Below are 12,666 nucleotides of genomic sequence, written 5' to 3' on the forward strand. Positions count from 1 at the left end.
CGTTTGACCCGCCACCACGGGCGCCCCGTAGACTGGACGCTGGCCTGCGTGAGGACTCCGTGGGCTGTCCGAGAGCCCACCGACGCAGGAGTCAACACGTGAAGAGCAGCACCGAATCGCTGAGCCCCACCCGGGTCAAGCTGACCATCGAGGTGCCGTTCGAGGAGTTCAAGCCGAACCTCGACAAGGCCTACAAGACCATCGGTGCGCAGATCCAGGTCCCCGGCTTCCGCAAGGGCAAGGTCCCCGCGGCGATCATCGACCAGCGCGTCGGCCGTGGCGCCGTCCTGGACGAGGCTCTCAACTCCGCGCTCCAGGGCTGGTACACCGCCGCCCTGCAGGAGACCAACACGACGCCGCTCGGCCAGCCCGAGATCGACCTGACGAAGTTCGAGGACGGCGAGACCATCGAGGTCACCGCCGAGCTCGACGTGCGACCCACCCTCGAGATCCCCGACGCCTCCCAGATCGAGGTCACGGTCCAGGACATCGAGGTCGCCGAGGCCGACGTCGACGAGCAGTTCGACCAGCTGCGCGAGCGCTTCGCCACCTTCAGCGAGGTCGACCGCCCGGCCGCCGAGGGCGACTCGATCACGATCGACCTGTCGGCCGCCAACAAGGACGGCTCGCTGATCGACGAGGCCCAGGCCGAGGGCCTGCCCTACGTCATCGGCAAGGCCACGATGCTCGACGGCCTCGACGAGGCCGTGACCGGCCTGTCGAAGGGCGAGTCGAAGACCTTCTCCACCACCCTGGTCGGTGGCGACCTGAAGGGCGACGAGGTCGACGTCACCGTCACGCTGCAGGACGTGCGCCAGACCGAGCTGCCCGAGCTCGACGACGAGTTCGCCCAGATGGCGTCGGACTTCGACACCATCGAGGAGTTCCGCGCCGACCTCGTCGAGCGCCTCACGCGCGGCAAGCGCATGGAGCAGGCCGCCGAGGCCCGCGACCTCGTCCTCGAGGAGCTCGTCTCCAAGATCGAGGCGCCGATGCCCGAGGGTCTCGCCGAGGGCGAGCTGGCCAACCGTCGTCAGCAGATGGACCAGCAGCTCGCGATGGCCGGCCTGACGCTCGAGGACTACCTGAACGACCAGGAGGACGGCAAGACCGTCGAGGAGTTCGAGGCCGAGCTCGAGCGCGACGTCCGCGAGTCGATCGTGGCGCAGTTCGTCCTGGACCAGCTGGTCGAGGAGAACGAGTACCCGCTCGACAACGACGAGCTGAGCCAGCACATCATGCGCCGCGCCCAGCAGTCCGGCGAGGACCCGAACTCGTACATCCAGCACATCATGGAGCACAACCACGTGCCCGAGATGATCAGCGAGGTGCTGCGCGGCAAGGCGCTCGCCGCGCTGGTCGAGTCCGCGAAGGTCACCGACAAGTCCGGCAACGCCGTCGACCTGAAGAACCTGCGCGCCGACGGCACGATCGGCAGCGACGAGGACGAGGCGTCCGAGGAGCAGTGATCGGTGGTGGGCGCGTCCCACCCTGCCGAGAGAGCCGGTACCCCTCGGGGTGCCGGCTCTCTCGCATCTCCGCACGTTCGTGGGACGGGGTCTTGACGTGATCCACTTCACACGAGAATGTAACTCCTCGTTACTGTAACTATCGGTTACAGGTCGTTCTCCCACCACCGACGCTCAGGAGTGAATGTGAACCCACGTCCCTTCGCCGCGACCTTCGCGGCCGCAGCCGTCGCCGCGCTCGCGGTGACCTCCCTGTCCTCGTCGGCGCAGGCCGCCGAGGACGTCTACACGCCGCCGGCGACCATCTCGGGAAGTCCCGGCACGATCCTGAAGCAGGCGCCCGGCACGTACGCCCTCGACGCGCTCGGGGGCAAGGCCGACGCCACGGTCACGAAGGTCCAGTACGTCTCGACCGGCGCGAAGGGCAACAGGACCGCCGTCACGGGCACGGTCATCGTCCCCAAGGCGGCCTGGACGAAGGGCGGCGAGCGGCCGATCATCTCGCTGAGCCCCGGCACCCAGGGACTCAACGACCGCTGCGCACCGAGCAAGCTCGTGGCGACGGCGCAGCTCTACGACGGCAACTGGCTCAAGCAGTTCTACGACGCGGGCTACGCCGTCGCCATGACGGACTACGAGGGCCTGGGCACGCCCGGCACCCACCCCTACGCCAACAACATCGCGCTCGGCCAGAACGCGCTCGACGTGGTGCGCGCGGCGCAGAACCTGGGCTACTCGAGGACCGCTCCGGTGTTCCTCCAGGGCTTCTCCGAGGGCGGCGGGGCCACGGCCGGCGCGCTCGAGCTGGCGCCGACCTACGCTCCCGAGCTGAGGATCAAGGGCGGTCACGCCACGGCGCCCACGGCCGACCTGGGCGCGATCGCGAGGAACATCGAGCACGGTCCGTACCAGACGTTCATGCTCTTCGCGGTCAAGATGCTCGACGTCACCTACCCCGAGCTGGGCATCCGCGACCTCACCAACGCGGCGGGCCAGAAGCTGCTCGACGGCGCCGACACCGACTACGGCTGCCTGCCCGAGAGCCTGCCCAGCGGGTGGCTCGACACGAAGACGCTGACCAAGGAGGGCAAGACGATCACGTCCTACCTCTCGCGGGCGGACATCGCGAGCCGGCTGGGCCAGCTGAAGCTGGGCTCGAAGCGGATCGACGTGCCGTTCAAGGTCACCTCCTCGTGGGCCGACGACGTCATCCCGAACGCCACGGTCAAGCAGGCCGCCAAGGACTGGTGCGCGAAGGGATCGAAGATCTCGTACAGCACGCTGTTCGCGCCCACCCACGTCGCGTCCGGCTACGAGGGCAGCGGCCAGGCGGTCGGGTTCTTCAACGACCTCGTCGCGGGCAAGGCGTTCGGCTCGAACTGCGGCTGGATCTTCTGAGGTCCTCGAGCACAGCGTGATCGCGCCCCCGCGAGCCTCGGCTCGCGGGGGCGTCCGCGGCTCACGAGCCGAGATCTCGTCGCGTCGGCGCGGGGGAGTGGGGCACCATGGGGCCATGTCCCCGACGGCGCGCACGACCGACGTCGCCGCACTCGCGCTCGAGTACGGCGACCGCCTCGTGCTCGGCACCGTGCGCGACGTCCACGCCGCCGTCGCGCGTCGGGCGTTCGGCGCGACGCGCATCGTCGGCAGTCGGGTCCCCGAGGCCGTGCACGACGCGATCGCGGGCTCGGTCTACGGCTCGCTCTCGGCGGTCCTGCGTCATTCGGGCGGCGCGGCCCGGTCGCTGGCCGCGCGCGGCGTGGGGGCTCCGGTCGACGGCACGCGCCTCGGGCGGCAGGTCCGCTCGGCGGTGAACGGCCTGATCGGCGACGAGCTGCGGCTCCTCGGCGACCCCCAGGCGATCACGATGTCGCTGCGGCACGCCGGCGCCGACATCCCGGCCACGCCGTGGAAGCTGCGGCAGGCGTACCCCGACGCCACGAGTCACCTCGTCGTCCTCGTCCACGGGCTGTGCGAGAACGAGGAGTCCTGGGGGCGCGGACGCGACCGGCCCACGTATGCCGACCGGCTGGCCGCCGACACCGACGCGACCCCGGTCCTGCTGCGCTACAACACCGGCCTGCACGTCTCCGAGAACGGCCAGCACCTCGACGAGCTGCTGGAGCAGCTGGTGGGCGCGTGGCCCGTGGCGGTCGAGCGCATCACTCTGGTCGGTCACTCGATGGGAGGGCTCGTGGTGCGCGCCGCCACGAACCGCGCCACGGTCGCGGGTCACGGCTGGGCGCACCGCGTCAGCGACGTCGTCTGCCTGGGCACGCCGCACGCGGGTGCCAACCTGGAGAAGGCGGCCCACCTGGGATCGCGGATCCTGCGCATCTGGCCGCAGTCCACACCTTTCGGCGCGATCCTCGACGTACGGTCGGCCGGGATCGTCGACCTGCGGCACGGCTACATCACCGCCGACGAGTGGGAGGGCCAGGACCTCACGGCGCGCTGGGGGCTCGACCGGATCGCGGCGGCCCCGCTGGCGCACGCGGAGTACCACTTCGTCGCCGCCACGGTGGGCGCGACGCAGCGCCATCCGTTCAGTGCCGTGCTGGGCGACCTCATCGTGCACTTCTCGTCGTCGGCCGGCATCGGCCGCCGCGGGCCCGTCGTGCCGCACGCGCGACTCGAGTACCTGCCGTCGGCGCACCACCTCGCGCTGCTGAACCATCCTCGCATCGCCGACTGGCTGGTCTCCTGGGTCAACGCGAGACCCCGCCGGGTGCGCCAGATCGAGTCCTGAGCGCCCACACTGTGAGCGGCGTCACCCCCATGTGACAGTTCTGCTGTCACGATCCACTAGGCTCCCGTGGCAACGACCGCACGACGAGGGGAGACCACCATGGCCAACCGCGAGGAGATCTCGGCGACCATCGACATCGAGGCTCCGCCCGAGGTCGTGTGGCACCTGGTCAGCGACCCGGCCCAGATGCCGCGCTGGAGCCCGCAGTGCCGCAAGATGATCGTCCGCGGCAAGGGACCCGTCGGCGTCGGCACCACCACGATCAACGTCAACCGCCGCGGCCCGCTGTTCTGGCCCACGCGATCGAAGGTCAAGGAGTTCGTGCCCGGGAAGCGGTTCGCGTTCAAGATCGCCGAGAACGGCACGGTGTGGTCTTACGACCTCGAGCCCACGGCCACCGGCGGCACGCGCCTCACCGAGAGCCGGCACGCCCCGCACGGCGTCTCGAACCTGTCGAACTTCCTCACCCAGCGGGTGCTGGGCGGCACCGACAACTTCGAGGTCGAGCTCGAGGAGGGCATGCGCCAGACCCTCGAGCGCATCAAGGCCGCGGCCGAGAGCGGTGACCTCGCGGGAAAAGCCTGAGCGGGGGAGTCCCGCCGCTCGAGACCTCCACCCTCGTCGCGGCCCCGCCCGAGAAGGTGTGGGAGGTCCTGAAGGACCAGCGCCGCATGCGTCGCTGGAGTCCCGAGACGTGGGCGCAGCTGTTCTACCCGCGCCGGCTGAGCCACAACCAGGTCTCGCTCAACCTCAACAAGCGCAAGGGCTTCGTGTGGCCCACGGTGAGCCGCTACGTCGACGTCGTGCGGCCGCACCGGCTGGCGTTCCACGTCTACGGGCCCGCGGCGCGCTGGAGCTACCGCCTCGACCCCGAGGCCGGCGGTACCCGGCTCACGCTGCGCCGTGACCTCGCCGGTGGGCGCCGGAGCCTGCTGAGCCGGATCGTGGCCACGCTGGCCCTCGGCGGCATCGAGAGCCACGACGACGAGCTGCTCGACGGCATGGACCGCACCCTCGCGGCGATCTCGGCCGAGGTCGACGCGCACGTCGCCTGAGAGGAGCCTGTACGCCGATGGCGAACACGGGTGCCGGGCGCGTGTCTGCGTCGGCTCAGCGGTCTAGGGTCAAAGACGTGAACGCACCCATGAGCCCCCAGATGGCCGTCGAGGCGGGTCCCTCCGACCTCGACGGACACATCTACAACCGTCTGCTGAAGGAACGCATCGTGTTCCTCGGCTCGGAGGTCCGCGACCAGAACGCGAACGCGATCTGCGCGCAGCTGCTGCTGCTCAACGCCGAGGACCCCGAGGCCGACATCTTCTTCTACATCAACAGCCCCGGCGGCTCCGTCGACGCGGGCATGGCGATGTACGACACGATGCAGTTCATCTCGAACGACATCGTCACCGTCGGCATGGGCCTGGCCGCCTCGATGGGCCAGTTCCTGCTCGCCGCCGGCACCGCGGGCAAGCGCTACGCGCTGCCGCACACGCGCATCATGATGCACCAGCCCTCGGGCGGCATCGGTGGCTCGGCGTCGGACGTCAAGATCCAGGCCGAGCAGTCCATCCTGCTGAAGAAGCAGCTCAACGAGCTGCAGGCCCAGCACACCGGCCAGAGCGTCGAGCAGATCGAGGCGGACGCCGACCGCGACCGCTGGTTCACGCCCGCGCAGGCCAAGGAGTACGGCCTGATCGACGAGATCGTCAACACGGCAGGAGACGTCCGATGAGCTACTACATTCCCCAGTGGGAAGAGCGGACCTCGTACGGCTTCCGTCGCATCGACCCGTACGCGAAGCTCTTCGAGGACCGCATCATCTTCCTCGGCACCCCGATCAGCGACGACGTCGCCAACGCCGTCACGGCACAGCTGCTGTGCCTGCAGTCGATGGACCCCGACCGCGACATCAGCATCTACATCAACAGCCCCGGCGGCTCGTTCACCGCGCTGACGGCGATCTACGACACGATGCGCTACGTCAAGCCCGACGTGCAGACCTTCTGCCTGGGCCAGGCCGCCTCGGCCGCCGCGGTGCTGCTCGCCGCCGGCACGCCGGGCAAGCGCTTCGCGCTGCCGAACAGCCGCATCCTGATCCACCAGCCCTACACCGAGGGCACGGGCGGCCAGATCTCCGACCTGGAGATTCAGGCCAACGAGATCATCCGCATGCGCGAGCTGCTGGAGAAGATGATCGCCGAGGCGTCGAACAAGACGCCCGAGGAGGTCAGCCGCGACGTCGAGCGCGACAAGATCCTCACGGCCCCGGCCGCCGTCGAGTACGGGATCATCGACCAGGTCCTCGAGACGCTCAAGACCCCGGTCTGAGCGACACGTCCGGACGCAAACGCCGTTGACGGGTCCCCCACGATGCCTGCATGTGGCATCGTGGGGGGACCGCCAGAGAACGACAGGAAACACGCATGGCACGCATTGGTGAGACCGCCGACCTGCTCAAGTGCTCCTTCTGCGGGAAGAGCCAGAAGCAGGTCAAGAAGCTGATCGCCGGCCCCGGCGTCTACATCTGCGACGAGTGCATCGACCTGTGCAACGAGATCATCGAGGAAGAGCTCGCGGAGGGCGCCGAGGTCAGCCTCGGCGAGCTGCCCAAGCCCGCTGAGATCTACGAGTTCCTCAACACCTACGTGGTGGGCCAGGAGGGCGCGAAGAAGTCGCTCGCCGTCGCGGTCTACAACCACTACAAGCGGGTGCAGGCCCAGGCGTCCGGCCGGATCAACAAGGACGAGAACGTCGAGCTGGCCAAGTCGAACATCCTCATGGTCGGCCCCACCGGCTGTGGCAAGACCTACCTCGCGCAGACCCTCGCGCGGATGCTGAACGTCCCGTTCGCGATCGCCGACGCCACGGCGCTCACCGAGGCCGGCTACGTCGGCGAGGACGTCGAGAACATCCTGCTCAAGCTCATCCAGGCCGCCGACTACGACGTCAAGAAGGCCGAGACGGGCATCATCTACATCGACGAGATCGACAAGATCAGCCGCAAGAGCGAGAACCCCTCGATCACCCGCGACGTGTCGGGCGAGGGCGTGCAGCAGGCGCTGCTGAAGATCCTCGAGGGCACCACGGCCTCGGTGCCGCCGCAGGGTGGTCGCAAGCACCCGCACCAGGAGTTCATCCAGATCGACACCACGAACGTGCTGTTCATCGTCGGTGGCGCGTTTGCGGGCCTCGACCAGATCATCGAGCAGCGCAGCGGCAAGAAGACGCTCGGCTTCAACTCCGACCTCGCGCCCGTCGTCGACGAGAACGACGCGCAGAAGCTGTCGAAGGTCGTGCCGACCGACCTGCTGAAGTTCGGCCTCATCCCCGAGTTCATCGGCCGCCTGCCCGTCATCGCGGCGGTCAACAAGCTCGACAAGCCGGCGCTCGTCTCGATCCTCACCGAGCCGCGCAACGCGCTCACCAAGCAGTACATCCGGCTGTTCGCGATCGACGACGTCGAGCTCGAGTTCACCGACGAGGCGTGCGAGGCCATGGCGGACCTGGCCCTCGAGCGCGACACCGGCGCCCGCGGCCTGCGCTCGATCGTCGAGGACGCCCTGCAGGACGTCATGTACGAGATCCCCAGCCGCGAGGACGTCGCCAAGGTGATCGTCACGGCCGAGACCGTGCGTGGTCAGGCGGGCCCCACCGTGCTCACGCACGACGAGGCCGACAAGAAGGCGAGCTGACCGCGGTATAGCGTCGACCCATGGTCGATCTCACCCTCTTCGGGGCCACCGGATTCACCGGTGGGCTCACCGCCGACTACCTCGCGGTGCACCTGCCCGCCCACGCCACGTGGGCGATCGCGGGACGCTCCCGTGCCAAGCTGGAGCAGGTCGCCCAGCGGATCGCGGCCACCGGCCGCACCGCCCCCGAGATCGTCGTCGCCGACCTGGCGGACGAGTCCTCGATGGCCGCGATGGCCAAGGGGACGCGCGTCCTCATCAGCACGGTCGGCCCCTACCTCGAGCACGGCGAGCCCGCGGTGAAGGCCGCGGCCGAGGCGGGCATCGACTACGTCGACCTCACGGGCGAGCCGCAGTTCGTCGACGAGATGTGGCTGAAGTACCACGAGACCGCCGAGGCCACGGGCGCCCGGCTCGTGCACGCCTGCGGCTTCGACTCCATCCCGTACGACCTCGGCGTCCTCTACACGGTCCAGCAGCTGCCCGCGGGCACGCCGATCACGATCAAGGGCTACATCCGCGCGAAGGCGAGCTTCTCGGCCGGGACCTACCACTCGGCGCTCGGCCAGATCGGTCAGTTCCGCGGCTCGCGGGCCGCGGCGAAGCAGCGCCGGGCGCGCGAGGGACGACCCACCAACCGTCGCGTGCGCGGCGGGGGAGGCGTCGGCCGGGCCGAGCCGCCCGCCAAGGGCTTCGGCGTGCCGCTGCCCACGATCGACCCGCAGATCGTGCTGCGCTCGGCGCGCGCCCTCGACCGCTACGGGCCCGACTTCACGTACGAGCACCACGCGCACTTCCGCACGCGGCGCATGATGGCGCTGGCCGCGCCCGTGCTGGGCGCCGTCGCCGTCGGTGCGCAGATCCCGCCCGTGCGGGCGCTGCTGGTCAAGCTCAAGTCGGCCGGCGACGGTCCGAGCGAGGAGGAGCGCGCGAAGTCGTGGTTCACCCTCACGCTCCAGGGCACCAGCGGGGACACCAAGGTCGTCACCACGGTGCGCGGCGGCGACCCCGGCTACACCGAGACCGCCAAGATGCTGGCCGAGTCCGCGATGTGCCTGGCCTACGACGACCTGCCCGCCGTGTCCGGCCAGACCACCACGGCCGTCGCGATGGGCTCGGCCCTCATCAACCGGCTGCAGAACTCCGGCATCGACTTCGCCACCCAGCCCGCCGAGTAGCCTCCGCCCGTCCCGAGATGTGCTCCTTTTTCGACGTCTCAACGCGGTTGAAACGTCGAAAATGGAGCAAATCTCGTGCCCGGGGGCGGTCAGGCGACGACGACCTCGACGCCGAGCTCCTCGAGCATCGCGCGGCCGCGATCGCTGACGCCGTCGTCGGTGACGACGGCCGTGGCGTCGGTGAGCGCCGCGAAGGAGAACACCTGGTGGGGGCCGAACTTGGTCGAGTCCGCCAGCACCACGCGCGTGCGCGCCGAGCCGACCAGGGCGCGCTTCACCGCGGCCTCCTCGGAGTCGGGCGTGCTGAAGCCGTGGTCGGGCGCGATGCCGTTCGTGCCGATGAACGCGACGTCCGCGCGGGTGGCCCGCAGCGCCTCCACGGTGGCCTGGCCGACGGCCACGCCGGTCACCTCGCGCACGCGTCCGCCGAGGGTGTGCAGGGCGATGCCCTCGTGCCCCAGCAGCTGGTGCGCGATGGCGACGCTGTGCGTCAGCACCGTGAGGCGGCGGTCGTCGGGCAGCACCTCGGCGAGGTGGGCCACGGTGCTGCCGCCGTCGAGCAGCACGCTGCCGCCGGTCTCGGGGAGGAACTTCAGCGCGGCGGCCGCGATGCGCGCCTTGAGGTCGGGACGCTCGCCCGTGCGCTGCGACAGGCTGGCCTCGAGCCGCGAGTAGGACGAGGAGAGCACCGCGCCGCCGTGCACCCGGCGCGCGGCCCCTGCGCGCTCGAGGACCGCGAGGTCGCGCCGGATCGTCTCGGTGGACACCTCCAGCTCGGCGGCCAGCTCGTTGACGGAGACCCGACCCTGGCTGGCCAGCCGTTCGGCCAACAGCACCTGGCGCTCAGCGGCGTACACGCGACCTCCCCCGACGTCCCTGTGGGACTGTGTGACTTTCCGTGGAAGTCTACGCGGCGTGGCGGACGCCCGACCAGTGTTCGACCGGACGGGCGTCCGACGGCTCAGGCCTCGGCGAGCGTGGCGTCGACGACGAGGGCGCCCTCGCCGGCGGTGGTGACGACCTCGCCCACGACACGACCGGCGGCGCGCACGTCGGGCAGCGCGGCGTCGAGCAGCTCAAGAGCGGCGGCGTCACCCGTGATCGACACGGCCGTGACCTCGGTGCGCTGGCTGACCTTCGCCGTGGACTTGGCGCCGCGGATGCCCGCGAGGGCCTCGCCCGCGATGGCCAGCAGGCGCGCGTCGAAGGTCTCGACCGCGAGGTCGGCGTCGGGGGTGGGCCAGGCGGCGCGGTGGATCGAGCCCTCCTGCCACCACGACCAGACCTCCTCGGTCACGTACGGCAGGAACGGCGCCAGCAGGCGCAGCTGCACCGAGAGCGCCAGCACGAACGTGGCCTTGGCGGAGGTGCCGGCGGTGTCCTCGCCGCGGGCGCGCTCCTTGACCAGCTCGAGGTAGTCGTCGCAGAAGTCCCAGAAGAACTTCTCGGTGACCTCGAGAGCCGACGTGTAGTCGTAGGCCTCGAAGTGGGCGGTGGCCGTCTCGACGACGTCGCGCAGGCCGGTGAGCAGCGCGCGGTCGAGCGGCTCGGTGACGAGCGCGGGGTCCAGCAGCGAGGCGTCGGCGCCCAGGCCGTACTGCTCGACCGGCGCGACGACGAACTTGCTCGCGTTGAGCACCTTCATCGCGAGACGGCGGCCGACCTTCATCTGCGTCTCGTCGAAGGGCGAGTCGGCGCCCGGGCGGGCACCGGCGGCGCGCCAGCGGACGGCGTCGGCGCCGAACTTGTCGAGGATCTCGTCGGGGACGACGACGTTGCCCTTGGACTTGCTCATCTTCTTGCGGTCGGGGTCGACCACGAAGCCCGAGAGCGCGGTGTGCTTCCACGGCGCCGTGCCGAACTCCTGGTTGGAGCGCACGACGGTGGAGAACAGCCACGTGCGGATGATGTCGTGGCCCTGGGGACGCAGGTCCATCGGGAACGTGCGCTCGAACAGGTCGAGGTCGCGCTCCCAGCCGCAGATCAGCTGCGGGGTCAGCGACGAGGTGGCCCAGGTGTCGAGGACGTCGGGGTCGGCGATGAAGCCGCCCGGCTGGCCGCGCTGCGCCTCGTCGAAGCCCGCCGGTGCCTGCGAGGCCGGGTCGACCGGCAGGTCGAACTCGGGCGCGAGGATCGGGTTGTCGTAGTCCGGCTCGCCGTCGGCGTCGAGCAGGTACCACACCGGGAACGGGATGCCGAAGAACCGCTGACGGCTGACCAGCCAGTCGCCGTTGAGGCCCTCGATCCAGTTCGTGTACCGCGACTGCATGTAGCCCGGGTGCCAGTCGATGTCGTCGCCGAGGCCGACGAGGTGCTGTCGCAGCTCGGCGTCGCGGCCGCCGTTCTTGATGTACCACTGGCGCGTGGAGACGATCTCGAGCGGCTTGTCGCCGCGCTCGTAGAAGTTCGCCATGCGCTGGGTGGCGCTGGGCTCGCCGTCGAGGTCGCCGGAGTCCTTGAGGGCGGCGGCCATCGCCTCGCGCGCGCTGAACGCGGTCTTGCCGGCCAGCTCGGCGTAGACGGCCTCGCCGGGGCCGCCCGCGATCCACTCGGGCATCTCGCGCAGGATGCGGCCGTCGCGGCCGATCACGGTGCGGTTGGGCAGGTCGAACTCGCGCCACCACTGCACGTCGGTGAGGTCGCCGAAGGTGCAGCAGTGGACGATGCCCGAGCCCTTCTCGGGATCGGCGAGGGTGTGGGCGAGCACCGGCACCTCGACGCCGAAGATCGGCGAGTGGGCGGTGGTGCCGAAGAGGTGCTGGTAGCGCTCGTCGTCGGGGTGCGCGATCAGCGCGACGGCGGCGGGCGTCAGCTCGGGCCGCGTGGTCTCGATGTGCACCTTCCGGCCGTCGGCCAGGTGGTAGGCCACCCGGTAGTAGTGGCCGGGGTAGTCGCGCGCCTCGAGCTCGGCCTGGGCGACCGCGGTCTGGTACGTGACGTCCCACATCGTGGGGGCGTCCTGGCTGTAGGCCTCGCCGCGCGACAGGTTGCGCAGGAACGCGCGCTGGCTCGTGGCCTGCGCGTCGTGGCCGATCGTCGTGTAGGTCTGCGACCAGTCCACCGAGAGGCCGAGCGTGCGCCACAGCTTCTCGAAGACCTGCTCGTCACGGACCACGAGCTCGTTGCACAGCTCGATGAAGTTGCGACGGCTGATCGGGATCTGCTTCTTCGGGTCGGGCTTCGCCGGCGGCGTGAAGTCGGGGTCGTACGGCAGCGAGGGGTCGCAGCGGACGCCGTAGTAGTTCTGCACACGACGCTCGGTGGGCAGGCCGTTGTCGTCCCAGCCCATCGGGTAGAAGACCTCGAGGCCGCGCATGCGCTTGTACCGAGCGATGAGGTCGGTGTGCGTGTAGCTGAAGACGTGACCGACGTGCAGCGAGCCCGAGACGGTGGGCGGCGGGGTGTCGATCGAGTACACCTGGTCGCGGGTCTTGCTCCGGTCGAACGCGTAGGTGCCCTGATCGGCCCATACGCCGACCCACTTCTCCTCGAGGCCTTCGAGGACGGGCTTCTCCGGGACGCGGCTCTGTGGGGTGGTCACGAGCGTCGATTCTACGTGGCGCCCCGGGGGTGCGGCA

General features: G+C 70.0%; 11 protein-coding genes. 9 read left to right on the top strand and 2 right to left on the bottom strand.

Going from position 1 to position 12,666, the window contains the following annotated elements:
• Positions 1–98 precede the first annotated feature (98 nt).
• The 9 genes from tig (at position 99) to ACK99Q_RS08190 (ending at position 9,088) form a co-directional block, all read left to right on the top strand.
• A complete protein-coding gene (tig, locus tag ACK99Q_RS08150; RefSeq protein ID WP_410185641.1) occupies positions 99–1,469 on the top strand; it encodes a trigger factor in 1,371 nt (456 codons plus the stop codon).
• A gap of 186 nt (positions 1,470–1,655) precedes the next feature.
• On the top strand, positions 1,656–2,867 hold the full coding sequence (locus tag ACK99Q_RS08155; RefSeq protein ID WP_410185642.1) for a lipase family protein: 1,212 nt from the start codon (positions 1,656–1,658) through the stop codon (positions 2,865–2,867).
• Between the two features lie 115 nt (positions 2,868–2,982).
• Complete coding sequence (locus ACK99Q_RS08160; protein ID WP_410185643.1) at positions 2,983–4,218, top strand: lipase family alpha/beta hydrolase; 1,236 nt, start codon at positions 2,983–2,985, stop codon at positions 4,216–4,218.
• Positions 4,219–4,317: 99 nt separating this feature from the next.
• Positions 4,318–4,803, top strand: coding sequence for an SRPBCC family protein (locus ACK99Q_RS08165; protein ID WP_410185644.1), 486 nt, complete (start codon positions 4,318–4,320; stop codon positions 4,801–4,803).
• Positions 4,800–5,273 carry an SRPBCC domain-containing protein gene (locus ACK99Q_RS08170; protein WP_410186077.1) on the top strand — a complete coding sequence of 158 codons (474 nt, stop codon included), beginning with the start codon at positions 4,800–4,802 and terminating at the stop codon, positions 5,271–5,273. Before ACK99Q_RS08165 ends, ACK99Q_RS08170 begins: the two co-directional genes overlap by 4 nt.
• A 101-nt stretch (positions 5,274–5,374) precedes the next feature.
• A complete protein-coding gene (locus tag ACK99Q_RS08175; protein WP_179427960.1) occupies positions 5,375–5,950 on the top strand; it encodes an ATP-dependent Clp protease proteolytic subunit in 576 nt (191 codons plus the stop codon).
• Positions 5,947–6,546: an ATP-dependent Clp protease proteolytic subunit gene (locus ACK99Q_RS08180; RefSeq protein ID WP_179423237.1), complete on the top strand. Its 600-nt coding sequence runs from the start codon at positions 5,947–5,949 to the stop codon at positions 6,544–6,546. Before ACK99Q_RS08175 ends, ACK99Q_RS08180 begins: the two co-directional genes overlap by 4 nt.
• Before the next feature lie 95 nt (positions 6,547–6,641).
• On the top strand, positions 6,642–7,910 hold the full coding sequence (clpX, locus tag ACK99Q_RS08185; RefSeq protein ID WP_410185645.1) for an ATP-dependent Clp protease ATP-binding subunit ClpX: 1,269 nt from the start codon (positions 6,642–6,644) through the stop codon (positions 7,908–7,910).
• A gap of 20 nt (positions 7,911–7,930) precedes the next feature.
• Positions 7,931–9,088 (top strand): saccharopine dehydrogenase family protein, encoded by a 1,158-nt coding sequence (locus ACK99Q_RS08190; protein WP_410185646.1) that lies wholly within the window; start codon positions 7,931–7,933, stop codon positions 9,086–9,088.
• An 89-nt stretch (positions 9,089–9,177) separates the two neighbouring features.
• On the opposite strand, the gene ACK99Q_RS08195 is transcribed toward ACK99Q_RS08190, so the two are convergent.
• Positions 9,178–9,945: a DeoR/GlpR family DNA-binding transcription regulator gene (locus ACK99Q_RS08195; RefSeq protein WP_410185647.1), complete on the bottom strand. Its 768-nt coding sequence runs from the start codon at positions 9,943–9,945 to the stop codon at positions 9,178–9,180.
• 104 nt (positions 9,946–10,049) lie between these two features.
• Positions 10,050–12,629 carry a valine--tRNA ligase gene (valS, locus tag ACK99Q_RS08200; protein WP_410185648.1) on the bottom strand — a complete coding sequence of 860 codons (2,580 nt, stop codon included), beginning with the start codon at positions 12,627–12,629 and terminating at the stop codon, positions 10,050–10,052.
• Positions 12,630–12,666 lie beyond the last annotated feature (37 nt).

The sequence above is a fragment of the Aeromicrobium sp. MLTX1 genome (genome assembly GCF_046452335.1).
In the GTDB taxonomy this organism is placed as follows: domain Bacteria; phylum Actinomycetota; class Actinomycetes; order Propionibacteriales; family Nocardioidaceae; genus Aeromicrobium.